Annotated in this window: 20 protein-coding genes, 2 tRNA genes and 1 pseudogene; 10 read left to right on the top strand and 13 right to left on the bottom strand. The window is 64.6% G+C overall.

What is annotated here, in order from left to right; all coding sequences use genetic code 11:
• Positions 1 to 56: 56 nt before the first annotated feature.
• Positions 57 to 1052 carry a D-2-hydroxyacid dehydrogenase family protein gene (locus FHS03_RS02545; RefSeq protein WP_183439421.1) on the top strand — a complete coding sequence of 332 codons (996 nt, stop codon included), beginning with the start codon at positions 57 to 59 and terminating at the stop codon, positions 1050 to 1052.
• 135 nt (positions 1053 to 1187) lie between these two features.
• On the opposite strand, the gene FHS03_RS02540 is transcribed toward FHS03_RS02545, so the two are convergent.
• A complete protein-coding gene (locus FHS03_RS02540) occupies positions 1188 to 1940 on the bottom strand; it encodes an L-asparaginase (RefSeq protein WP_183439420.1) in 753 nt (250 codons plus the stop codon).
• A 152-nt stretch (positions 1941 to 2092) separates the two neighbouring features.
• On the opposite strand from FHS03_RS02540, the gene FHS03_RS02535 reads away from it, so the two are divergent.
• The 3 genes from FHS03_RS02535 to FHS03_RS02530 all read left to right on the top strand — a co-directional run bounded on the left by FHS03_RS02535 (position 2093) and on the right by FHS03_RS02530 (position 4274).
• The gene (locus tag FHS03_RS02535; protein WP_183439419.1) at positions 2093 to 2578 is read left to right on the top strand and encodes an asparaginase domain-containing protein; all 486 of its coding nucleotides are present in this window, start codon (positions 2093 to 2095) and stop codon (positions 2576 to 2578) included.
• A 157-nt stretch (positions 2579 to 2735) separates the two neighbouring features.
• On the top strand, positions 2736 to 2888 hold the full coding sequence (locus tag FHS03_RS27995; RefSeq protein ID WP_229426022.1) for a hypothetical protein: 153 nt from the start codon (positions 2736 to 2738) through the stop codon (positions 2886 to 2888).
• Between the two features lie 3 nt (positions 2889 to 2891).
• Positions 2892 to 4274: a methyltransferase regulatory domain-containing protein gene (locus tag FHS03_RS02530; RefSeq protein WP_229426021.1), complete on the top strand. Its 1383-nt coding sequence runs from the start codon at positions 2892 to 2894 to the stop codon at positions 4272 to 4274.
• Between the two features lie 50 nt (positions 4275 to 4324).
• On the opposite strand, the gene FHS03_RS02525 is transcribed toward FHS03_RS02530, so the two are convergent.
• The 3 genes from FHS03_RS02525 to dinB all read right to left on the bottom strand — a co-directional run bounded on the left by FHS03_RS02525 (position 4325) and on the right by dinB (position 7182).
• A complete protein-coding gene (locus FHS03_RS02525; RefSeq protein WP_183439418.1) occupies positions 4325 to 5221 on the bottom strand; it encodes a recombination-associated protein RdgC in 897 nt (298 codons plus the stop codon).
• 54 nt (positions 5222 to 5275) lie between these two features.
• Positions 5276 to 5935, bottom strand: coding sequence for a hypothetical protein (locus FHS03_RS02520; RefSeq protein ID WP_183439417.1), 660 nt, complete (start codon positions 5933 to 5935; stop codon positions 5276 to 5278).
• Between the two features lie 92 nt (positions 5936 to 6027).
• Positions 6028 to 7182, bottom strand: a complete 1155-nt coding sequence (dinB, locus tag FHS03_RS02515; RefSeq protein WP_183439579.1) for a DNA polymerase IV — start codon at positions 7180 to 7182, stop codon at positions 6028 to 6030.
• A gap of 150 nt (positions 7183 to 7332) precedes the next feature.
• Between dinB and FHS03_RS02510 the strand changes: the two genes are divergently transcribed.
• From FHS03_RS02510 to FHS03_RS02500, 3 genes are all read left to right on the top strand, one after another.
• Entirely contained in the window at positions 7333 to 8421 is a 1089-nt protein-coding gene (locus FHS03_RS02510) for a porin (RefSeq protein WP_183439416.1), read from the top strand.
• Positions 8422 to 8448: 27 nt separating this feature from the next.
• Positions 8449 to 10215: a methyl-accepting chemotaxis protein gene (locus FHS03_RS02505; RefSeq protein WP_371871572.1), complete on the top strand. Its 1767-nt coding sequence runs from the start codon at positions 8449 to 8451 to the stop codon at positions 10213 to 10215.
• Positions 10216 to 10297: 82 nt separating this feature from the next.
• Positions 10298 to 11137 (top strand): substrate-binding periplasmic protein, encoded by an 840-nt coding sequence (locus FHS03_RS02500; protein ID WP_183439415.1) that lies wholly within the window; start codon positions 10298 to 10300, stop codon positions 11135 to 11137.
• Here FHS03_RS02500 and FHS03_RS02495 read toward each other — a convergent pair whose 3' ends face one another.
• The 5 genes and pseudogenes from FHS03_RS02495 to FHS03_RS02475 all read right to left on the bottom strand — a co-directional run bounded on the left by FHS03_RS02495 (position 11138) and on the right by FHS03_RS02475 (position 15519).
• On the bottom strand, positions 11138 to 11995 hold the full coding sequence (locus FHS03_RS02495) for a helix-turn-helix domain-containing protein (RefSeq protein ID WP_183439414.1): 858 nt from the start codon (positions 11993 to 11995) through the stop codon (positions 11138 to 11140).
• Positions 11996 to 12059: 64 nt separating this feature from the next.
• Positions 12060 to 12419 carry a nuclear transport factor 2 family protein gene (locus FHS03_RS02490; RefSeq protein ID WP_183439413.1) on the bottom strand — a complete coding sequence of 120 codons (360 nt, stop codon included), beginning with the start codon at positions 12417 to 12419 and terminating at the stop codon, positions 12060 to 12062.
• A gap of 232 nt (positions 12420 to 12651) precedes the next feature.
• Positions 12652 to 13083, bottom strand: coding sequence for a hypothetical protein (locus tag FHS03_RS02485; RefSeq protein WP_183439412.1), 432 nt, complete (start codon positions 13081 to 13083; stop codon positions 12652 to 12654).
• A pseudogene (locus FHS03_RS02480) lies at positions 13080 to 14135 on the bottom strand (glycerate kinase type-2 family protein); the annotation flags it as partial. The pseudogene FHS03_RS02480 and the gene FHS03_RS02485, both read right to left, overlap by 4 nt.
• Positions 14136 to 14226: 91 nt before the next feature.
• A complete protein-coding gene (locus FHS03_RS02475; RefSeq protein WP_183439411.1) occupies positions 14227 to 15519 on the bottom strand; it encodes an MFS transporter in 1293 nt (430 codons plus the stop codon).
• 64 nt (positions 15520 to 15583) lie between these two features.
• Between FHS03_RS02475 and FHS03_RS02470 the strand changes: the two genes are divergently transcribed.
• The 3 genes from FHS03_RS02470 (at position 15584) to FHS03_RS02460 (ending at position 18031) form a co-directional block, all read left to right on the top strand.
• Complete coding sequence (locus FHS03_RS02470) at positions 15584 to 17713, top strand: S9 family peptidase (protein ID WP_371871571.1); 2130 nt, start codon at positions 15584 to 15586, stop codon at positions 17711 to 17713.
• A gap of 141 nt (positions 17714 to 17854) precedes the next feature.
• A tRNA-Val gene (locus tag FHS03_RS02465) sits at positions 17855 to 17930 on the top strand.
• Between the two features lie 24 nt (positions 17931 to 17954).
• A tRNA-Asp gene (locus FHS03_RS02460) sits at positions 17955 to 18031 on the top strand.
• Between the two features lie 295 nt (positions 18032 to 18326).
• On the opposite strand, the gene ahpF is transcribed toward FHS03_RS02460, so the two are convergent.
• From ahpF to FHS03_RS02440, 4 genes are all read right to left on the bottom strand, one after another.
• Positions 18327 to 19892, bottom strand: a complete 1566-nt coding sequence (ahpF, locus tag FHS03_RS02455; protein ID WP_183439410.1) for an alkyl hydroperoxide reductase subunit F — start codon at positions 19890 to 19892, stop codon at positions 18327 to 18329.
• 79 nt (positions 19893 to 19971) lie between these two features.
• A complete protein-coding gene (gene ahpC, locus FHS03_RS02450) occupies positions 19972 to 20535 on the bottom strand; it encodes an alkyl hydroperoxide reductase subunit C (RefSeq protein ID WP_183439409.1) in 564 nt (187 codons plus the stop codon).
• Positions 20536 to 20717: 182 nt separating this feature from the next.
• Positions 20718 to 21029, bottom strand: a complete 312-nt coding sequence (locus tag FHS03_RS02445; protein ID WP_183439408.1) for an immunity protein TriTu family protein — start codon at positions 21027 to 21029, stop codon at positions 20718 to 20720.
• Positions 21030 to 21243: 214 nt separating this feature from the next.
• Positions 21244 to 24051 carry an EAL domain-containing protein gene (locus FHS03_RS02440; protein ID WP_371871570.1) on the bottom strand — a complete coding sequence of 936 codons (2808 nt, stop codon included), beginning with the start codon at positions 24049 to 24051 and terminating at the stop codon, positions 21244 to 21246.
• Positions 24052 to 24159: the final 108 nt, after the last annotated feature.

Genomic DNA, 24159 nt, shown 5'->3' with positions numbered 1-24159 from the left:
TTTTTCGCAAACCCGTTAATTCGCTACTTCCCACCGCCAAAAAGGCGCTAAAAGCCATGAAAATTGCGATACTTGACGATTATCAAGATTCTGTTCGGAAACTCGACTGTTTTCAGTTGCTAAATGAACACGAAGTCAAAGTCTTCACCAACTCCAGCCGCGGCCTGGGCCAGTTGGCCGCCCGCCTGGCCCCGTTCGACGCCCTGGTGCTGATCCGCGAGCGCAGCAGCTTCAACCGCGCCCTGCTCAGCAAGCTGCCCAACCTCAAGCTGATTTCGCAGACCGGCAAGGTCAGCGGCCACATCGACGTCGACGCCGCCACCGAGCTGGGCATCGCCATCGCCGAAGGCATCGGCTCGCCCACCGCCCCGGCCGAGCTGACCTGGGCGCTGATCATGGCGGCCCAGCGCAAGCTGGTGCCGTACGCCGCGCGGCTCAAGGAAGGCCAGTGGCAGACCGTCTCCACCAACGAACACTTCAACACCATCGGCACGGTGCTCAAGGGCCGCACCCTGGCGATCTGGGGCTACGGCAAGATCGGCAAGATGATTGCCGGCTATGCGCGCGCCTTTGGCATGGACGTGCTGGTCTGGGGCAGCGAGAACAGCCGCCAGGCCGCCGTCGCCGACGGCCTGCGCGCCGCCGCCACGCGCGAAGCCTTCTTCGCCGAAGCCGACGTGCTGACCCTGCACTTGCGCCTGAACGAGGCCACGCGCGGCATCGTCACCGCCGCCGACCTGGCGCGCATGAAACCGGACGCCCTGTTCGTCAACACCAGCCGCGCCGAGCTGGTCGCCGACGACGCGCTCGAGGCCGCCTTGCAAGCCGGCCATCCCGGCGCGGCCGCACTCGACGTCTTCACCACCGAACCGCTGCCGCCCGACTCGCCGCTGCTGCGCATGCCGAATGTGCTCGCCACGCCCCACCTCGGCTACGTCGAAAAAGACAGTTACGAGCTCTACTTCCAGCACGCCTTCCAAAACCTGCTCGACTTCGAAGCCGGCCGCTGCCAGACCATCCTCAACCCCGGCTACCAGCGCCCGCCCGTTTGATCCAGCGCAAACAATGTCCCACCCTGGTGTCAGGCACCAGGGTGGGACATTGTTTGCGCAAAATCAAGGAATGTCCGACTCCCGTGCCTGACACCAGGGTGGGACATTTGTTGAGGCAGATCAAAGCTGCGGCATTCAGGTTTCGGGGATGCCGCTGAAGTCGGGCCGGCGAGCGGGCAGAACGTGGACTTTGCTCCACAGGCCGTGCCAGCCGGGCGGCCAGCCGATGTCGGGACCGCTGTACGGCGGCAGGGTGGCGCGCACGGGAATGACGGGCACCGCCGGCGCGTCCAGCAGCGGGCCGCCGTCGGGACGCTGCATGTCGAGGCTGTACATATAGCCGGGCAGCAGGGCCTCGCACACTTGCTCGAACCAGGCGCTGTGGTCTTCGTCGCGACCGAGGGCTTGGGCCAGGCCTTGCGGATCGAAACGGGCCAGGGCGTCGATCAGTTCGTGCGTGCTGGCACCGGGCTTGTCGCCCCAGCCCATGACGGGATTGACGTTGTAGTCGGCGCCGGAACCGTACCAGCCTTCGCGCCAAGAACGCTGCATCCAGTCGCGTGGACCGCTGAACAGATGCCAGCGCCAGTGCAGGCCGGAGGGCTTGGGCCAGGCATACAGGTAGAGCTTTTGATAGCCGGCGCGGTGCAGTTCGCGCACCATGGCCATGAGCCGCGCGTGCGGCATGCGGTCGGGCGGCGCGCGCCGGAACAGGATCGCTTCGCCGTCGGCGAATTGCACTTCGTCCGTCGATAAGTTCAGGTCGAGCGTGCGCGACTCGCTGCCGAAGCGGGCGGCGATCCAGCCGGTCAGCAGGTTGACGGCCGTGATCACGCCATAACCGCGATGGCGGTGGAAAATCACGGTGCCGGGTGCGAGCGCTTTCATGGGACGGGAGCTTGGCAAAAAATCCAGTGTACTCAACGATGCCTCACTTTGCCAGAGCACGGCGGCAAAGTTTTTTTGCGGCGGACGGACCGCACAGGCGGCGGGCTTCACGTTATCATTGTCCTATTTTGCAACCTTTAGATGACAGAACCATGACCTTGCGCATCATCGCCACCGGCGGCACTTTCGACAAGCATTACAATGAACTGAACGGCACCCTGGGCTTCTCCGACAGCCACCTGCCTGCCGCCATCGCGCGCGCGCGCATCACCATCGGCGTGCAGCTGGAACAGCTGCCCCTGCTCGATTCGCTCGATATGCAGGACAGCGACCGGGCACGCGTGCTGGCCTCCTGCCGCGCCGCCTCGGAGAAAGCCATCGTCATCGTGCACGGCACCGACACCATGAAGGAAACCGCGGCCGTGCTCGGCCCGGCCGACCTGGGCAAGACCATCGTGCTGACCGGCGCCATGATCCCCTACGAGATCGACAACTCGGACGCCTTCTTCAATCTGGGCTTCGCCTGCGCCGTGGCGCAAACCTTGCCGGCCGGCGTCTACGTGGCGATGAACGGCCAGATTTTCGCCTGGGACAATGTGCAGAAGAATAAGGCGGCCGGCGTGTTCCAGCCGCTGTAAGACACTAGCAAGCCAGCAGTAAACGGGGCACCGGCCGCCAGCACGCGGCCGGTGCTTTTTTTCGCCTACCGTACGCCAGACCCATGCAATCCGATATATATTCGACAACCAATTTAAACACCGGTCCTTGCATCAACCACTTTGAACAGGAGTTGTCATGCCCGATTGGTCTGCCGGCTATATCGCCGATATCACCTATACCTATGGTACGTATTCCGAGCTGAGCCAGATGCGCGCGCGGCTGGCCTTCCTTCACGCCGGCCTGGTGTTTCCTGAAGTGAGAAACTGCTGCGAACTGGGCTTCGGCTAGGGCATGAGCATCAATATCCATGCCGCCAGTTCCGGCCACACCTGGTATGGCACCGATTTCAACCCTTCCCAGGCCGGCTTCGCGCAGGAGCTGGCCAGCGCCTCGGGCGCCCAGGCCCAGTTGTACGACCAGGCCTTCGCCGAATTCTGCCGCCGCGACGACCTGCCCGACTTCGACAGCATCGGCCTGCACGGCATCTGGAGCTGGATTTCGGACGAGAACCGCGCTGTCATCGTGGACTTCATCCGCCGCAAGCTGAAGCTGGGCGGTGTGCTCTACATCAGCTACAACACCCAGCCCGGCTGGGCCGCCATGGTGCCCATGCGCGATCTGCTGACCGAGTACAGCCAGGTGATGGGCGCGCCCGGCAAGGGCATTGCGCCACGCATCAACGATGCGCTGCAGTTTGCCGAACGCCTGCTGGCCAGCGGACCGGGCTTCCTCAGCGCCAATCCGCAGATCGCAGCCAAGATCGAGAGCATGAAAAAATTGGATCGCAGTTATCTGGCGCATGAGTATTTCAACCGCGACTGGCTGCCCATGTCTTTCTCGTCGATGACGAAATGGCTGGAACCGGCCAAGCTGAATTTCGCCTGCTCCGCCCACTATCTGGACCATATCGACGTCGCCAATTTCAGCCCCGAGCAGTCCAAAATTCTGGATGAAATCGAAGACCCCTCATTACGGCAAACCGTGCGCGATTTCCTTGTCAACCAGACTTTCCGCCGCGACTACTGGGTGCACGGCGCACGCCGCCTCAGCCTGCAGGCGCGCCGTGAAAAATGGCTGGCGCAGCGCATGATCCTGACTATTCCGCGCCATCTTCTGACGCTGAAGGCCAGCACCGCGCGCGGCGAAGTCGAACTGCACGAGCGGGTCTACCGTCCGGTGATCGATTGCCTGGCCGACTACCAGCCCAAGAGCGTGGAGCAGATCGCGCGCAACTGCGAAGCGCAGGGCGTGACGCAGGGTGAAGTCATCCAGGCGTTGTTCATTCTGGCCGGGACCTTGCAGGTGCAGCCGGTGCAGGACGAGGAAACCATCGCGCGCGCCCAGCCGCTGACCGATAAGCTGAACCGCAAGCTCTGCCAGCTGTCTGCGGAAGGCCTGGAACAGGGCGCCCTGGCTTCGCCGGTTACCGGCAGCGCCGTCACGGCCGATCGCTTCCACCAGCTCTTCCTGCTGGCGCGCCAGGATGGCCAGCGCCTGCCGCAAGACTGGGCGCGTTTCGCCAACGGCATTCTGCAAAGCCTGGGGCAGCGCATCATCATCGAGGGCAAGGTGATCGATTCCGACCAGGAGCAGTTGGCGGAGCTGGAACGGCGCGCCGGCAAGTTCGGCGAATTCCTGCTGCCCATCTTCAAGGCGCTGGGCGTGGCCCGATAAGCAAACAGGCCCGCATGGCGGGCCTGCTCAGGGAAAGCCGGCGGCCGGAATCAGGCCGTCGCTTCGCCGCCCAGCGCTTCGACCACGTCGGCCATCAGCTTGCTCAGCTCACCGGTCATCAGCATGAAGTCGCCGTCGAAGCGTTCTTCGTCGTTGCGGGTGGACGATTCGTTTTCCTTGATGACGTCGAGCGGTTTCACGCCCTTGATCGCCAGCGACTCGGTGAGCACGAAGGAAATCTTGCTGTCCCAGGTCATGGCCAGGCGGGTGCACTGCTTGCCGGCCGCGATGTGGCGGCGCACCTCTTCCGGTTCCAGCGAGTGGCGCACATAGCGCACCGCCGCCTTGCTCTCGCCGGTGGCGCGCAGTTCGGTATCCATATCGATGGTGAAGCCGGCCGGCGCCTCGTCGTCCTGCAGCCAGGCGGTCATCACGCCCACCGGGGAACGCTGCACGCGCAGGCTTTCCAGCGGCATGCGGTCGACGGCTTTGAGCAGCAGCTTGATGACGTCATCGGCCTTGGCCGGGCTGGCAGCATCGACCACCAGCCAGCCGTTGACCGGGTCGATCCAGGTCCACACATTGCTGCGGATGGTGAAGGCGCGCGGCAGCAATTCGTCGGCCACGCGTTCTTTCAGTTCCTTCATGGCTTTCTTGCCAGGAGCGAAACCTTGTTGTTCTTCCATCTCGGCGGCGCGCGCCTTGGCCACCTGGTTGATCACGGTGGACGGCAGCAGCTTCTTCTCGGTGCCGAGCAGGATCAGCATCTGCTTGTTGACCACGTGAACCAGGCCGCCGTTCGGACGCGGCGTATCCCAGCCCTGGCGCATCAGCTCATTGCTGCTGGCCGGCGTGAACGCATGCGGACGGAGTGCTTCTTCGAGTTGTTCGGGAGTGTAAGCCCACGGAGCGGGCAGACGATAAATCTGTAGATTCTTAAACCACATAAGTTTTGCTTGCCTTGTTGATCTTAATCCTTGGGGATCGACATTTTACATGGCCTAGTTTGGGCACGTCACGATAAATGTCTGCTCGGTGCCGTCGTAGCGTCGCTTCAGACGGATGCAGTAGCTGTAGATCGGCGTGCGTATCTTGGCCAGCACCTCGCCGTTCGGAAAGCGCTTTTCCCACACGATGCCGAAGCTGCGCTCCTTGTACGCTTCGGCGATCTTGCGCGCCAATTCCGGCTCCTGCGGTGGCGCGCGGTCGGCCTCGTTCAAGCTTTCCTTGCGCAGTTGCTTGTCGATGCCGGCGGCGGCGCGGCGCGCGCGTTCGGCCAGGGTGGCGGCCGGCGGCGCGGGCTGGGCGAAGGGATCGGCGGGCAGCGCCACGGCCGGCTCTTCCTGCGGCGCGGGTTGGGTGATCGCTTGCGGCGGCGGATGGGCGGCCGGCGCCGCCTCGGCAGGGGCGGCGGAGGGCATGCGCGGCGCGGCGGCCGGCCGCGCCGGCGACGGTGCTGGCGACGGGCGCGGACGCTCGGGCGGATGGGCGGGCGGCGTCAACCAGCGCAGGGTCAGGGGCTGGGCCCAGACCACCGTATCCGGCGCGCGCAGCCGCATGGCGGGGCGCCAGGCCAGCAAGGCCGCGAGGTGCAACAGGGCGATCGCGCCCAGCCAGGGCCAATTGCGCGCGGTCCTGGCGTCGTCAGTATTCCAGTGCATTCGTCTTCCCGTGGTGCAGCCGGTCCACGCCGGCTCGCGCAGGCATTATGCATGATTTGCAAGCCAAAATAGCAAGTATTTGTTACCGATTTTTACAGGCTGGCGAACAGCTCGCCCTGCACGGCGGCGCGCTGCGCCGCCGCCTCGTCCATGCTGCTCAAGGCGCTCACGCGCACGCCCAGCAGACGCAGGCGCTGCTCCAGCGGCACCCGGCGCAGACACTCGCCGGCGGCGCGCCGGATCGCGGCGGCATCGGCGGTGGCATGCGGCAGCGTCACATCGCGCGTCACGGTGCGGAAATCGGCGTAGCGCAGCTTGATGCCCACCGTGCGGCCGATGCAGCGCTTGCGCAGCAGGTCGGCGGCCAGCCGCGTGCACAGGTCGGTGAAAATCCCGGACAGCGCGGCACGGTCCTGCTTCGCATGCAGATCGCGTTCGAAGGTGGTTTCGCGGCTGATGGTCTTCGGCTCCGAACTGGTGACGACCGGACGCTCGTCCAACCCATGGGCGACGCGCCGCAGCCACTCGGCGTAATTCAGGCCGAAATGCTCCTGCAGCAGATGCGCCTCGGCGGCGGCCAGCTGGGCCACGGTTTCGATGCCCAGCATGGCCAGCCTTTCGCTGGCCTTGGGGCCGATGCCATTGATCTTGCGTACCGGCAGAGGCCAGATGCGGGCCGGCACATCGTCATGCGAAACGATGGTCAGCCCGTTCGGCTTTTCCAGGTCCGAGCAGATTTTCGCCAGCAGCTTGTTGGGCGCGATGCCGATGGAGCAGGATAGGCCGGTGGCATCCTTCACCGCCTGCTTGATGCGCTGTGCCAGCGCCCGCGTTTCGCCCGCCACCTCGCTCAGATCGAGATAGATTTCATCGATGCCGCGGTCTTCGATCTGCGGCGCGATGCTGGCCACGGCAGCCTTGAACTGGCGCGACAGGCGGCGGTAGGAATCGAAGTCGGTGGGCAGCAGCACCGCCTCGGGCGCCAGCGCCGCCGCCTTCATCATGCCCATCGCGGAAAACACGCCGAGGGCGCGCGCCTCGTAGGTCGAGGTGGTGACCACGCCGCGTCCCACATAATCGCGCAGCAGGGCGAACTGGCGCGTGCCGTCGGCCAGTTGGCGCGGCTGCGCCGTGGAGCCGCCGCCGATCACCACCGGCCGGCCGCGCAGCTCGGGATAGCGCAACAGCTCCACCGACGCGTAGAAAGCGTCCATGTCGAGATGGGCAATGCGGCGCGCGGCGGGCATGGTCAAAGGCGGAATCCGGACACTGTGAATGCATACAGTATATCAAGGATGTGGCCGATTGCACATTTGTGCAACAAGCGCCGGTTTTGGCGTTGGATCGGCGGCAAACAGGGTTACTATCGTAACTCGCCCACTCCTCCCGGAGCAGCTATGACGCGTCTTTTCCTGCTGGCCGTATGCTCGTTTTGCACCCTCGCTGTTCCGGCTCTGGGCCAGACCCAGGTCACGGTGATGGGCGTGATCGATGCGTATGTCGGCACGCTGCGCAATAGCGGCGACGCTACCCGCCGCAACGTGGTCGGCAGCGGCGGCATGACGACGTCCTACTTCGGCTTCAAGGGCCGCGAAGAGCTGGGTGGCGGCCTGCGCGCCGAATTCGCGCTGACCGGCTCCTTCCTGGTCGATACCGGCGCCTCGGGACGCTTCGCCGGCGACCCCATGTTTTCGCGCGACGCCAATGTGGCCCTGGCCGGGCCGTTCGGCCGCCTGATGTTCGGCCGCGCCGCCGCCCCCAACTTCCTGTCGAATGTGCAGTTCAACCCCTTCGGCAATTCCTTCACGTTTTCGCCGCTGATGCTGCACTCGTACATCCCGTCCGGCCCGGCGGGCGCGCGCAACTGGACGCCCAGCAGCGCCGGCGACAGCGGCTGGAGCAACCAGATCGCCTACACCACGCCGGAAGTGAACGGCTTGAAGGCCAGCGTGCATTTCCAGCCCGGCGAGCGCCAGGGGCTGGCGGGCATGAACAATATCGCGGCCAATGTCTTTTATGCGCGCGGGCCGCTGGCCTTGACCGCTTTCGTGCACCGCGTGCGGGAGAGCAATCCGAACCAGGGCAATCCCATCATCGACGCCATGCGCGCGCCCATCAACTACGCGGCCGTCGACAACCAGCGCGCCTATTTCGGCGGCATCGCCTATGACTTCGCGGCCGTCAAGCTGTACGCCACGTTCCAGCGCACCTTCAACAACACGCCCACCGGCCTGCACATGAACGACCGCGTCGCCAGCGTTGGACTGAGTTCGCGCCAGGGGCCGGGATCGGTGCTGTTCGGCTATGCCAATACGCGCCGCGACGGCAGCCTGTTCGGTCCCGAACGCACGCGCGCCACGGCCACCCTCGGCTATCTGTATCCAGCCTCGAAACGCAGCGAGCTGTATGTGCTGGCCATGACCGACAGGGTGAGCGGCAAGCCGCGCGCAACCAGTGCGGCAACCGGCATCCGTCACAGTTTTTAATCACCACCACTGCAAACGGGAGGTTTTGTGAACCTGTCCAATATGAAAATCGGCGCCCGCCTCGCGATCGGCTTCGCGCTGACCATCGTGATCATGCTGATCATGTCCTTCAGCGGTCTGACCAGCATCTACCATACCAGTTCGCTCACCGACCGCATCGTCAACGACCGCTACGTCAAGGTCACGCTGACCAACGATATGCGCAGCTATTCCAACCGTGGCGCGCAGGCGCTGCGCAACGCCATGCTGGCCCACGATAACGGCAGCTCGCGCAGCTTCCTCGAGAGCATGACGGAGGCCGAACGCGTCGGCGCGGAAGCGGCCAACAAGCTGGAAAAACTCCTGGTGCGGCCGGAAGCCAAAAAGCTGTTCGCGGAGCAGCGCGCCGACTACGCCGTGTATGCGGAAAAACGCGACCAGGCGACCAAGCTGCATACGGACGGCAACCGCGATGGCGCCATCCAGTATCTGTTCAAGGAAGTGATACCGGCGCAGACGGCGTATTTCCAGCGCCTGGACACCATCCTCAAATACCAGAGCCAGTTGATGGCGGAGGACGGCCAGGCCGCAGCTGCGGCGGCCCATGATGCCACCGTCATGATGATCAGCATGCTGGTGCTGGCCACCCTGCTCTCGGCCGTTGGCGGCTATCTGATCACGCGCTCGGTGACGGTGCCGATCAACGAGGCGGTGGACCTGGCCGAAACCGTGGCGCGCGGCGACCTGAGCGCGCATATCTCCGTCACGCGCAAGGATGAAACGGGCCGCCTGCTGAACGCCCTGAAGGAGATGGTCGACTCGCTGACCCGCACCGTGGGCGCGGTGCGCAGCAGCAGCGACACCATCACCACCGCCTCGGCCGAGATCGCGGCCGGCAATCTGGATCTGTCCTCGCGCACCGAACAGCAAGCCTCCAGCCTGGAGGAAACCGCCTCCTCGATGGAGCAACTGACATCGACCGTCAAGCAGAATGCCGACAACGCGCGCCAGGCCAACCAGCTGGTGGTATCCGCCGCCGAATTCGCCCAGCGCGGCGGCCAGGTGGTGGGCGAAGTGGTCAACACCATGGGTTCGATCAAGGAAAGCTCCAGCAAGATCGTGGACATCATCGGCGTCATCGACGGCATCGCCTTCCAGACCAATATCCTGGCCCTGAACGCGGCGGTGGAAGCGGCGCGCGCCGGCGAGCAGGGACGCGGCTTCGCCGTGGTGGCGTCCGAAGTACGCAACCTGGCGCAGCGTTCGGCCAGCGCCGCCAAGGAAATCAAGGCGCTGATCGACGATTCGGTGCAGAAGGTGGACGCGGGCGGCCGCCTGGTGGACGATGCCGGCGCCACCATGCAGCAGATCGTCAATTCGGTGCAGCAGGTGGCCGACATCATGAACGAGATCACCATGGCCAGCCAGGAGCAAAGCCAGGGCATCGAACAGGTCAACGTCGCCATCACCGAGATGGACACCACCACCCAGCAGAACGCCGCCCTGGTGGAACAGGCGGCGGCGGCGGCGGGCAGCATGCAGGAGCAGGCGGTGCGCCTGTCGGAAGCGGTGGCGGTATTCCGCCTCAGCGACAGCCGCACCATCGTGCCCGTGCAGCGCGCCATGGACCGGCCGCCGATCCGCCCCGCCGCCAAGCCGGTCAGCCTGCCCGGCCGCGGCACGCGCCCGGCCGCGGCCAGGCCTACGCCGGCGCCAGCCCGGGATGCCGCCGCAGCGCCGGCGCGCACGGCTACCGCATCCAAGCCGGCCAAAGCTCCCGCCAGCACGGCCAACGACGAATGGGAAGAGTTCTAAACGCGCAGCGCCCAAGCCGCTAGCCCGGCACGGAAGGCGGTGGTACACTGCGCGCAGTGTTTCGACCACCAACTTCCGTTACATGGGCTTGCGTTCCTTCCTCATCGGATTACTGGCTGCCAGCATCACCTGCACCGCAGGCGCGGCTCCAATTCTTTGCCCCGAACGCACGGTGGTCGGCATCAGCGATTTAGGCTATTCCTCCTACCAGCAGGACGGCGAATTGCGCGGCGCCGGCGTGGAAGTGATGCGCGAAGTCGGCCGCCGCACCCGCTGCACCATGAAGTTCGCCTGGTTCCCGCGCAGCCGCCTGTTTGCCCAGCTTGAAAACGACCGCATCGACATGACTGTCAGCTCGGTACGTTCGTCCGAGCGCGACCGCACCGGCCAGTTCGTCCCCTATGTCTACACCCAGTTCGAGCTGCTGCTGTCGACACGCGTGGCCGGCAGCTTCACCAGCCTGAGCGACTTTGTCGAACGCAGCGATGCGCGCCTGAACGTGGTGCGCGGCATGGTCTACAGCGCCGACGTCGCCATCCTGCTCGACAAGCTGGCGCAGGCCGGCCGCATCGAATACGTGCCCGACTTCGACGTGGTGTTCCGCAAGATCGCCGCCAACCGCGCCGACGGCACGCTGGCGCCACCCGTCATCTCTATGTGGCATCTGAGCCGGCTCGGCATCGCCGCCCAGGTGCGCGCGCTGACCATGCCCGAATCGCCGCGCCAGCTGGCCGGACTGTATCTGTCGCAGCACAACCTCTCCTCCGATGTGCGCAACGCCTATGCCCAGACCATCCGCGCCATGCTGGAGGACGGCACCATCCTGCGCATCTACGAACGCAATATCGGTGCGGCCGCCACGCGCCGCCTGTATGCCGGCGGCATGCGCGAAATCCTCGATTTCTACGCGCGGCCGCAATAATTACACGGCTGGTCCTCCACCCTGATGGCGCGCCTTGAACCAGGCGGCGCTGGCCTCATCGGCCGGAAAGAACGCTTCCAGGCGCAGCTCATGCACCGTCACATCATGCGGCGTGCCGAGCGTGGTGATGGTGGTGAACAGGTTCAGCGCCACGCCATCCTTGCGCAGCATGACCGGCAAGAAGGGCAAGGCGCGCCGGTCCAGATTGGGCGCCTGCGTCGCCATGCCGATGCCGGGATAGGCAAGCAGCTCCGCCAGCAGCGCGCTCGCCTCGCTGCCGGGGCCATCGCCCATCGCCTCGCGCTGAATCCACAGCAGTTGGTCGGCGCAGACCTCCTCCCAGTTGGCGATATGCTGGCGCATCGCGTTCGGGTCCAGCATCAGCTTCAGCACATTCACCGAGCCGTCGCGCGGAATCGGCGCATGCGGCGGCATATCGAGCAGCCAGCGCACCATGGCGCCGGCCGGCTCGTTGCACATCACCAGATTCCACAGGCGGTCCACCACCAGTGCCGGATAGGGCGCCTGCTGCGCCAGCATGAAATCCAGCGCCTGCTTCACCGCCTGCATTTCCGGATCGGACAGCTTGCGCTCCTGGTAGGCTGGCGCATAGCCGGCCGCCAGCAGCATCACATTGCGCTGGCGCAGCGGAATATCCAGCACCATGCCCAGCTTCAGAATCAGCTCCCGGCTCGGCTGCGAACGACCGCTTTCCAGAAAGCTGATATGGCGCTGCGAGATGCCGCTATCGGTGGACAAGCGCAGCTGGCTATAGCCACGCTTGCCGCGCCAATAGCGCAGGGACGCCGGAAAATCGCTGAAATACTGGTCCGGCACGCCGGATGCTGCGGTATTCATGCTCGCCTCGTTCAAATGGGATGGCACAATCTAGCGCGGATCGGCGCCCGGCTCAAGCAGCGGCTCACGCCACGCTATTCAAAAAGCCGGTGACGCGGCTCAAGCGCCCATCGGCGGCGACCACGGCGACATCGGTGCCATGCGCCACCGGCTGGCCTTCCGGGCCATTCAGCGCCCAGGAAAAGCGCACCACGTCATTATGGCCATCGGGCGTGCCCGACAGCGCAAAGCGGTGGCCGGGAAAATGGCTCTGCGCGCCCGCGATCAGCGCGTCGATGCCGGCGTGGCCCGCGCCCTTCATCATCGGATCCACGTAATCCGCATCCAGCGTAAAGGTGGACGCCACTTTGCTGCGGCGCGCCGCGGCATCGCGCTCATTCCAGACAGCCAGGTATTGCTCAGCGATTTCAAAAGCCTTGTTCATGACGATCTCCGGTTGGTTAATGTCGCAATCGACAGAAGCCATTCTCCGGATAAAGCCGTATAACAGCGATTACCTCCCAGGTAATCACCGCCATCTGATCTACATCAACAAATGTCCCACCCTGGTGTCAGGCACCAGAGCAGGACATTCCTTGATCTAAATCAGCAAATGTCCGACCTTGGTGCCTCGGCGGCCCCGCCTGACACCAGGGTGGGACATTTGTTGATCTGGATCAAAGGGGGGCTTGGTTTGGGGGCAGCAGGCTGAGCTGTGCCTGGCCGCGGGCTTCGCCGTCGAGCTGGGTCAGGGCTTGCAGGAAGGCGGCGGCGGCATGCGCTTCGCAGCGGATATTGAACTGCCGGGGCGGCATCCGGCCCTTGTCTTCTTCGGCCAGCAATGTGGCGTCGATGCCTAGCTGCTGCGGCGCGGCGTGGCTGAAACGCAGGTTCACGGCGTCGCCGGCAAAGCCGGGGCCGAAGTGGCCGAGCTGCAAGGCCAACGCCGCGCCCTGGTGCACGATTTTGCCCAGGGTGTGGGCGAAACACGGCAGGGTGTCGTCATCGCCCCACAGCGTCACCTCGTGCCGCTGACCGTCGAGCTCCAGGCTAACCGTCAGCAGCACGTCCTCGTTTTTCGATTTGGCGATGCTCAGACAATTGCTCATGACGCGTTGACCAGGATGGCGCGGAAGTCGTTGACGTTGGTGCGGGTGGGTCCGGTCAGCAGCAGGTCGCCCAGCGCGGCGAAGAAGCTGTAGCCGTCATTGTCGGCCAGCAGGGCGGCGGGATCGAGGCCGAGGGCGGCGGCGCGCGCCAGGGTGTCGGGCGCGAGCAGGGCGCCGGCATTGTCTTCGGTGCCGTCGATGCCGTCCGTGTCGCAGGCGATGGCGTGCACGCCGGGCAGATCTTTCAGCGCGATGGCCAGCGCCAGCAGGAATTCGGCATTGCGCCCTCCCCGACCTTGGCCGCGCACCGTGACACTGGTTTCGCCGCCGGACAGAATCACGCAGGGCGGCGCCAGCGGCTGGCCGTGCAGCCTCGCCTGGCGCGCCAAGCTGGCGTGGACGATGGCGACCTCGCGCGCCTCGCCTTCCATGCTGTTGCTGAGGATGAGCGGCGCGTAGCCTGCCGCGCGCGCCGCCTGCGCCGCCGCTTCCAGCGCTTGCTGGGCGGTGGCAATGACCACGGCGCCATGGCCGGCCAGGCGCGCGTCGCCGGGCTTGGGCGTTTCCTGGGCCGGGTCATTCAGCAGGGCTTGCACGGCGGGCGCTATCGGGATCGCGTATTTTTGCAGGATGCGCAGCGCATCGGCCGCCGTGCTGGCGTCGGCCAACGTGGGACCGGACGCCACCACGGCGGGGTCGTCGCCCGGCACGTCGGACAGCACCAGGGTGAAGACGCGTGCCGGCGCGCAGGCCAGCGCCAGCCGCCCGCCCTTGATGGCCGACAGGTGCTTGCGCACGCAATTCATCTCGTCGATGGGGGCGCCGCATTGCAGCAGGGCGCGATGCACCGCGCGCTTTTCCTGCACGCTCAGGCCGGGCGCGGGCAGCGACAGCAGGGCCGAGCCGCCGCCCGACATCAGGCATAGCACCAGATCGTCCGCTGTCAGGCCGCGCACCAGCGCCAGCATGCGCAAGGCCGCGTCGTGGGCCGCATCGTCCGGCACTGGATGGCCCGCTTCCACCACTTCGATCCGCAGCGTCGGCGCGCGATGAGGTGGAGCGGATCGACCGCCTGCACGGCGGCTTCAAACAGCTGCCGCAGCAGCGCGCGTTCGCCGCCCGCCGTCACGTGGTGCGCGCGCGTCATCGCATCTCTCCGCTCGCCGTGGTGGAGAGCAGCACCAGCACGCCGCCCAGCAGCAGGCTCAGAGCGAGCATCAGCATGCCGTTGGCGGTGCTGGCGGTGGCGTCCTTGATGGCGCCCACCAGGTAGGGACTGAGGAAACCGGCCAGGTTGCCGATCGAATTGATCATCGCAATCCCGGCGGCGGCCGCCGTGCCGCCCAGCATGGCCGTGGGCAGGCTCCAGAAAATCGGGAAGGTGCTCAAGATGCCCGCCGTGGCCAGGCTCAGCGCCGCCATCGCCAGCATCGTATGCTGGCCGTAGTGGACCGAGGCCAGCAAGCCCGCCGCCCCCGCGAACGCGGCCAGCGCCGCATGCCAGCGCCGCTCGCCCGTGCGGTCGGAATGGCGCGCCGCCACAATCATCGCCAGCGCCGCCACGCCATACGGAATCGCCGTCAGCAGGCCGATCTCGAACACATCGCTGACGCCGGTATTGCGGATCAGCTGCGGCAGCCAGAAGCTCACGCCATACAAGCCCATCACGAACAGGAAGTAGATCAGCGCCAGCAGCCAGACGCGCGCGCTGGACAGCACCGCCAGCAGCGGCATGTGCTCGCGCCGGCCGCCGTCGGCCGCCAGCGCGGCCAGCACGGCGGCTTGGTCCGACGCCGACAGCCAGCGCGCGGCCGCCGGGCCATCGTCCAGATAGACCAGGGTCCACAGGCCCAGCACGATGGCTGGCAAGGCTTCCAGCAGGAACAACCACTGCCAGCCATGTAGGCCGCCCGCGCCGGCAAAAGCTTTCATGATCCAGCCCGACAGCGGTCCGCCGAGCACGCCGGCCACCGCCACCCCGCTCATGAACAGGGCCACGATGCGGGCGCGGCGGCGTTCGGGATACCAATAGGTCAGATACAGGATGATGCCGGGGAAGAAGCCCGCTTCCGCCACGCCCAGCAGGAAGCGCAGCAGGTAAAAGCTGGCCGGCCCGGTGGCGAACATGGTGGCGGCCGACACCAGTCCCCAGCTGACCATGATGCGCGCGATCCAGCGCCGCGCGCCGACGCGGGCCAGCAGCAGATTGGAGGGCAGCTCGAACAGGAAGTAACCGAGGAAGAAAATGCCCGCGCCCAGGCCATAGACGGTATCCGACAGCGCCAGATCGGCCTGCATCTGCAATTTGGCGAAGCCGACGTTCACGCGGTCGAGATAGGCCACCACGTAGCACAGGAACAGGAACGGCACCAGGCGCCGCCCGATGCGGCCGTATAGCGCCTCGTCCTGCGATGCCTCCCCCGAGTAGTTTCCCATCTGTATCACTTTCTGATTTTTCAATGTATCATCATTGCACAAAAAATAACCCAAGGGAGTCGTAGTGAAGATAGTCAAAGCAAGCGCCCTGGCCTCCGCCTTGGCCATTATGGCAGCACCGGCCCTGGCGCTCGAGGCGCCGGTCGCCGCCAAGCGCGCCTGGCAGGAAACCCGCCACGGCGAAGTCGTGACGGACGATTATTATTGGTTGCGCGAAAAAAGCACGCCCGCCGTCATCGACTATCTGAAAGCGGAAAATGCCTATACCGAGGCGATGACCGCCAAGATCAAGCCGCTGGCCGACAAGGTCTTCGGCGAGATGAAGGGCCGCATGCTGGAAGCCGAACAAGGCGCGCCGCTGCGCAGCAAGGGCTATTACTATTACACGCGCATCGAGGCGGGCCAGCAATACGGCTCCAACTACCGCCGCCGCGCCGGCGCCAACGATGCCTACGACCCCAAGGCACCCGAAGAGCTTCTGCTCGACCGCAACAAGCTGGCCAAGGGCAAGAAATTCTTCGCGGTCGAAGGCTTTGCCGTCAGCCCCGACTCGCGCCTGCTCGCTTACACCACCGACACCACCGGTTTCCGCCAATACCAGCTGCACGTCAAGGATCTGAAAACCGGCAAAGTGCTCAGCACCACCATGCCGCGCATCACCGCGCTGGCCTGGGCCAGCGACAACAAGACCCTGTTCGTGGTGCAGGAAGACGCCACCACCAAGCGTTCCGACCGCCTGTTCCGCCTGCCGCTGGGCGGCAAGCCCACTCAGCTTTACCATGAAGTCGACGAGCTGTTCAATATCGGCGTCGATACCAGCTCGGACGGCAAGTTCCTGCAGCTCAGCGCGCAAAGCACGGACACCAATGAAACGCGCCTGCTGCCGGCCGACCAGCCCAAGGGCGAGTTCAAGGTGCTGCTGCCGCGCGAAAAAGGCCACCGCTACTTTGCCGATACCCGCGACGGCCAGGTCTACCTGATGACGAATAAGGATGCCAAGAACTTCCGCATCGTCAGCGCACCGCTGGCGACGCCGCAGCCGCAGCACTGGACCGAGGTGGTGGCGCACGACAAGGACGTGCTGCTGCAAGGCTTTGGCCTGTACCAAGGCTTCCTCGCGGTGCACGAAAAGAGCCGCGCCCTGCCGCGCACCCGCATCTACGACTTCGCTACGCGCGGCTGGAAAACCGTGCAGTTCCCGGACGAGGTCTACGCCACCCGCACCCCAGGCTCCAGTCCAGGCAGCGTGCCGGCCGACTTCGACGCGCGCGAGCTGGTGCTGAGCTATGAATCGCCGGTGGCGCCGCCCACCGTGCTGGGCGTCGATATGGCCAGCGGCCAGCGCCGCGAAATCTGGCGCAAGACCGTGCCCGGCTATGACGCCGGCCAATACGAAACGCGCATGCTGTGGGCCTCGGCGCGCGACGGCGTACAGGTGCCGCTGTGGACCCTGGCGAAAAAAGGCGTGGCGCGCGACGGCAAGGCGCCGTTGCTGCTGTACGCCTACGGTTCCTATGGCATGGGCATGAACGCCACCTTCTCGGCGCGCAACCTGAGCCTGATCGACCGCGGCGCCGTGTACGTGATGGCCTATATCCGCGGCGGCAACGAGCTGGGCGAAGCCTGGCACGACGACGGCATGCTGATGAAGAAGAAAAACACCTTCACCGACTTCATCGACGTGGCCGACTACCTGGTCAAGGAAAAATGGACCAGCCCGGAGCGCCTGATCGCCGAAGGCGGCAGCGCCGGCGGCCTGCTGATGGGCGCGGTGACCAATATGCGTCCCGAGCTGTTCCGCGGCGTGCACGCGGCCGTGCCCTTCGTCGACGTGATGAACACCATGATGGATGCGTCGCTGCCGCTGACCACAGGCGAGTACCTGGAATGGGGCAATCCGAACGAGAAGGCGGCCTACGACTATATGCGCAGCTACTCGCCTTACGACAATATCGAGCGCAAAGCCTACCCGGCCATGCTGGTGACGACCGGCTTGAACGACAGCCAGGTGATGTACTGGGAACCGGCCAAGTACGTGGCCAAGCTGCGCGCCCATAAGACCGACAAGCAGCCGCTGCTGCTGAAGGTGAATATGGGCGCCGGCCACGGCGGCGCCTCGGGCCGCTACGACGCGCTGCACGAGCAGGCTTTCCAGCGCGCCTGGATGCTGTCGCTGTGGGGCATCGCCGAGTAAGCGCGCAAACCGCAAAACAGGGTTTTCAAAGAAATTGAAATATTTTTGAGAAAACCCTTGCGGAACTGCGAAACGCCGCATTACAATACGGCCTCTTCTGAACGTTGTGACAAACGTTTGAAAGTTTCGAAGCAGGATGAAGGGCGCTTAGCTCAGTTGGTAGAGCGGATCCCTTACAAGGATTAGGTCGGGAGTTCGAGCCTCTCAGCGCCCACCAGCAACGAAATGGACATGAAGAATTGGAGCGGTAGTTCAGTTGGTTAGAATACCGGCCTGTCACGCCGGGGGTCGCGGGTTCGAGCCCCGTCCGCTCCGCCAATATTCCGAAAGAAGCCCGGTTCGCCGGGCTTCTTTCATTTCCGCCGCCGTTTTCCTCACGGCATTGCTTGCGACGGCGACACGCCCCAACTCCCCCGGCTCACCGAAAGCGCAATGCTCGACCCGCACTTCGCCCCCACCTCGAAGCTCCCTTTGATCCAGCGCAAAAAATGTCCCACCCTGGTGTCAGGCACCAAGGTCGGACATTCTTTGATCTAAAACAAAAAATGTCCCACTCTGGTGCCTGACACCAGGGTGGGACATTGTTTGATTTGGCGCAAAGGCGCCGCTGGGCTTAGGCGGCGATGACGTCGTCGCTGCTGCGGATCAGGTGGTCGAAGGCAGCCAGGGAGGCTTTGGCGCCTTCGCCGACGGCAATGACGATCTGCTTGTAGGGCACGGTGGTGACGTCGCCGGCGGCGAAGACGCCAGGCACCGAGGTCTGGCCACGGGCGTCGACCACGATTTCGCCATGGCGCGACAACTCGATCGCGCCTTTCAGCCATTCGGTATTCGGCACCAGGCCGATCTGCACGAACACGCCTTCCAGCTCGACCTTGCGCGACTCGCCGCTATTGCGGTCGGTGTAGCTCAGGGCGTTGACCTTTTTACCATCGCCGTGGATCTCGGTGGTTTGCGCCGAGACGATCACCTTGACGTTTTTCAGCGAGTGCAGCTTGCGTTGCAGTACGGCGTCGGCGCGCAGTTCGGCGCCGAATTCGATCAGCGTCACATGCTCGACCAGGCCAGCCAGGTCGATCGCCGCTTCCACGCCGGAGTTGCCGCCGCCGATCACGGCCACGCGCTTGCCCTTGAACAGGGGGCCGTCGCAGTGCGGGCAGTAGGCCACGCCATGGTTGCGGTATTCCTTCTCGCCCGGCACATTGATTTCGCGCCAGCGCGCGCCGGTCGAAATGATCACCGATTTGCCTTTCAGCACCGCGCCGCTGGCGGTGTGGATTTCGCTGACCTTGCCCGGCACCAGTTTCACGGCGCGCTGGGTATTCATGATGTCGACTTCGTAATCCTTGACGTGCTGTTCCAGGGCCACGGCGAATTTCGGGCCGTCGGTTTCCTTCACCGAGACGAAGTTTTCGATGGCGAGGGTGTCCAGCACCTGGCCGCCGAAGCGGTCGGCCACGACGCCGGTCTTGATGCCTTTGCGGGCGGCGTAGATCGCCGCGGCCGCGCCGGCCGGACCGCCGCCGACGATCAGCACGTCAAACACGTCTTTCTTGTTCAGCTCAGCGGCCTGGCGTTCGCCGGCGCCGGTGTCGAGCTTGGACAGGATCTCTTCCACGCTGCTGCGGCCCTGGCCGAAGTGCTCGCCGTTCAGGAACATCATCGGCACGGCCATGATCTGGCGCGCTTCCACTTCCTGCGGGAAGACGCCGCCGTCGACCGTGGTCACCTTGATGCGCGGATTGATCACCGACATGGTGTTGAGCGCCTGCACCACTTCCGGGCAGTTATGGCAGCTCAGCGAGATATACGTCTCGAAGTTGTAGTCGCCGTCGAGGTTGCGGATCTGTTCGATCACGGCCTCGTCCAGCTTGATGGTGTGGCCGCCCACTTGCAGCAGGGCCAGCACCAGGGAGGTGAATTCATGGCCCATGGGGATGCCGGCGAAGGTCACGCCGATATCGCTGCCAGGGCGGTTGATCGAGAACGCGGGCTTGCGGCTATGCGCTTCCGGACGCTCGACCACGGTAATCTTGTCGCTCAGGGATTCGATGTCCTGCAGCAGACCTTGCAATTCCTGCGATTTGGCGGAACCGTCGAGCGATGCAACGATCTCAATCGGCTGCACCACCTTTTCCAAATAGGCTTTCAACTGGGTTTTGAGATTGGCATCCAACATGACGTTTTCCTTTATTCGTTTGCGACATCCCGGCCGGGGGGCGATACCCCGCCGGCCGGTATGCGGGGCTTGCTACAGCTTAGATCTTGCCGACCAGGTCCAGCGACGGGGTCAGGGTGGCGGCGCCTTCGGTCCACTTGGCCGGGCACACTTCGCCTGGGTGGGAAGCCACGTACTGGGCCGCTTTCACTTTGCGCAGCAGCTCGGAAGCGTCGCGGCCGATGCCGTTGTCGTGCACTTCCAGCACTTTGATGAAGCCGTCAGGATTGATGACGAAGGTGCCGCGCAGGGCCAGGCCTTCTTCTTCGATCATCACCTGGAAGTTGCGGGCCAGGTGGCCGGTCGGGTCGCCGATCAGCGGATATTGCACTTTCTTGATGGCGTCGGAGGTGTCGTGCCAGGCTTTGTGGGCGAAGTGGGTATCGGTCGAGATGCCGTAGATTTCCACGCCCAGTTTGGCGAATTCGGCGTGGTGGTCCGCCAGGTCTTCCAGTTCGGTTGGGCAGACGAAGGTGAAGTCGGCTGGGTAGAACACGAAGACCGACCACTTGCCTTTCAGGGACTCTTCGTTCAGATCGATGAACTTGCCGTTGTGGTAAGCGGTGGCTTTGAACGGTTTGACTTGGGTGTTAATCAGGGACATTGTGGTTTCCTCGTGAAGGGTTGTGGATCAATGAGTTGCCAGTCTAAGGCTTTCTCGGCTATTTGAAAAATTGATTGTCGCAATAAACTCAATTGAATTTAACTATCGCAACATCTAGCCAGCGCGTATTATCGCCTGTCGGCGGCGATCGGGTTGCCGGCCTGCCAGGGTTGCGCTTTTGCTCAGGGGGCGGGGGGCGGCGCCAAGTCCAATTGCAAAGCGGCGAGGAAATCGCTCAATTGTTCGGATAAGGGAAAGTCGGGCGAAAACTCGCCCAGGCGCTGGCAACGGTATTGTTCCGTCCTGACGTCCAGCACTTCGGCGGCATAGTTGCCGCTTTCCCAGCAGACAAGGGAGGCCAGGGCCGCCGGCGTGTCCAGCTCAAGCCGCAGCGCCGGATTGGCCGAAGGCGGGCACACATTCAATCCCGCCTCCACGTCCTGAGGCAAGGTCGCCAACAGCGCCGTGGCCCAGGCATGAAACCTGCTCAGCATTCTTAACTCCTTCGCCAGTTACAAGCGAATAATACGATATTGGCAGCGGCGGGCATCTGCGGAATCGGGCACGCATCAAGGCGTATTCCGCCATTGACATCCAGCGGCCGACACGAACATGGCTCATTGTAGTCCCAGTTCCCATCGCTTTATTCCGGCGTGACTGTCTGAACAATCACACTAGCCGCTTGGCCAGCGCCGGTGCTGCGCCGGCTCAAGCCTGGGTTTTGAGCAGGGTGTCGAAATCGGCCGCGGGCAGGGGGCGGGCGAAGAGGTAGCCCTGGCCGTAGTCGCAGCCGGCGGCGGCCAGCAGGTCGCGCTGCTCGGCCGTTTCCACGCCTTCGGCGATAACCTTCAGGTCGAGCTTGTGGGCCATGACGATGATGGCGTCGGACAGGGCCATATCGCTCGATTCGGGCGCCAGGTTGCGCGTGAAGCTGCGGTCGATCTTGAGGTAGTCGATGTCGAATTTCTTCAGGTAGGACAGCGAGGAATAGCCGGTGCCGAAATCGTCGAGCGCGACCTGGATGCCGGCGTCGCGCAGCTGCAGCAGCTTGTCGGTAACGGTGCTGCTGGCGTCGAGCAGCAAGCCTTCGGTGATTTCCACCACCAGCGACTGGCCCGGCAGGCCCAGTTGCTGCAGCGTGCGCAGCCAGTTGGCGTAGCTGGCGCCTTCGCGCTGGAATTCGAGCGGCGACTGGTTGATGCTGACCTGGAAGTCGGGATCCACTTCGCGCCGCCAGTGCTGCACCCAGCGCGCCGATTCATGGAACACCCATTCGCCGATCGCCACCACCAGGCCGCTCGCCTCGGCCAGCGGGATGAATTCCAGCGGACTGACCAGGCCGCGCTGCGGATGCTCCCAGCGGATCAGCGCCTCGGCCTTGTGGATGCGGCCCGTGGCCAGGTGCACGATGGGCTGGAAGTAGAGCTTGAACTGGTTGCCCTTCAGCGCGCCGCGCAAGTCGTTGGTCAGGCGCATGCGGTTCAGGGCCGCCACCTGCAGCGCCGGCGTGAAGTAGCTGAAGCGGTTGCGGCCCGCGCCCTTGGCGGCGTACATGGCCTGGTCGGCGTGCTTGAGCAGATCGTCCACGCTGGCCGCGTCGTCCGGGTACAGCGTGATGCCGATGCTGGCCGAGACGAAGGCTTGCTCCTGCCCCAGCGGGAAGGGCGCCAGCAGGCTGTCGATGATGTTCTGGGCGATGCTGTCGACGCGCTCGACGTCGTGCAGCTCGGGCACGATGACGGTGAATTCGTCGCCGCCGAGGCGGGCCACGGTGTCGGACTGGCGCACGCAGGCGCTGATGCGGCGCGCGGCGTCGATCAGCAGCACATCGCCCTGGTGGTGGCCGAGCGTGTCGTTGACTTCCTTGAAGTGGTCGAGGTCGATGAACAGGATGGCGATGCGGGTGCCGTCGCGCCGGCTCTTCAGGATGTCATGCTGCAGGCGGTCGAGGAACATACGCCGGTTGGGCAGCTGGGTCAGGGTGTCGAAATTGGCCTGCTGCCAGATCAGGGCTTCGGTTTCCTTTTTCTCGGTCACATCCTCGATCATGCACAGGTGGTGCGGGTGGCTCTCGGTTTCGATGGCGTTGATCGAGGCGTCGACCCAGACCACGCCGCCGTCGGGGCGCAGCATGCGCTTGGTGAGCTTGAAGCCGCTCACTTGCTGGGCGTTGAGCTGGGCCATCTTGTCCTGCTCGGGCGCGACATCGTCGGGATGGCTGATGTCCATCCAGCGGCTGGCCTTCATCTCCATCGGCGTGCGCCCGGCGATTTCGAGGAAGCGCGGATTGACGTCGCGGAACTGGCCGCTGACCGAATCGATCAGGGCGATGCCCATGGGCGCCGCTTCGAACATGGTGCGGAAGCGCTGCTCGCCCTTGCGGATGGCTTCGTCGGTGCGGCTGCGCTCGCGCGCCAGCAGGGTGAAGTGCACGCCGGCGCCCAGCACCAGCAGGGTGGCCGCCGCACCCAGCACGCGGTACAGCCAGACCAGGTTGGCGCCGCTCTCCATGTTGTACAGGAAGCCGTCGAAGGAGGCGCCCTTGGGCAGCATGCCCTGCTCGGCGTAGATGTCGGCGATGTGCTGCCAGCGCTCCGGGTTCATATAGCCGATTTCGACCAGCACCGGCTGCACCAGCGGCACCATCTGGCGCGCCTCGTACAGCAGGTGCAGGCGGTCGTGGCGGCGCGAGTATTTGTTCAGGATCAGGTCGGCGATTTCTTCCTGGTGGCTCATGGCGTACTGCCAGCCGCGCATGCTGGCGGCGCGGAAGGCTTTCACGCGTTCCGGATGGGCGTTCAGTTCCTGTTCGCTGGTAAACAGATTGTCGCCGTAAAAATCGATGCCGGCCGAGCGCGGGCTGAAGATCTCGTAGGGGAAGCCGGCGCGGTCCAGGTAATCGGGCTCGTTGGTGACGAACACGGCCATGGCGTCGGTGCGGCCGACGATCAGGTCGTTGGGGTCGAAGCTGTGTTCCAGGCGCACGATATCGCTGGTGTTCACGCCCTCCTTCTTCAGATAGGCCATCAGCTCGTCGATCTGCGGCTGGGCGTCCTGCAGCGAGCCGACCATGACGCGCTTGCCGGCGATGCGGCGGATATCGTTGCCCGGCCCTTCCTGGCGCATGGCCAGCGCATAGGGCGAGTGCTGGAACACCACGGCCAGCGCCACCAGCGGCTTGCCGGAGAGGCGCGACAGCAGCAAGCCGCTATCGCCCACGCCGTACTGGGCCTTGCCCGCCAGGACGGCTTTTTCCGGCTCCAGCCCGCCATGGCCTTCGACCAATTGCACCTCGAGGCCGGCCTCGCGGTAATAGCCTTTTTCGAGCGCGGCGTAATAGCCGGCAAACTGGAATTGGTGGGTGTGCTTGAGCTGGAGCACGACTTTCTGCTGGGCCTGGGCCGGGACGGCCGGCAGCGCCAGCACAAGGACCAGCGCAAGGGCCAGCAGAAAAGCAAAACGGCCAGCAAGGCTGGCGCGCAGAAGGAGGAAGGAAGGGTGAGGGCTTGCGTGCACTGAATTGTCCGGAAACGGGTTAGCGGAACAGCAGCCTGAGCAGATTGTATCCGCTCTGGCTGCCGGCACGCTTTTATTCCTTTCCGGTCATGCCGGCGGCGGGGCATG

Source organism: Pseudoduganella violacea, assembly GCF_014191875.1.
GTDB lineage: Bacteria > Pseudomonadota > Gammaproteobacteria > Burkholderiales > Burkholderiaceae_D > Rugamonas > Rugamonas violacea_A.
Note: the sequence above shows the minus strand (reverse complement) of the source record. Positions and strands in the feature narration are given on the sequence as shown.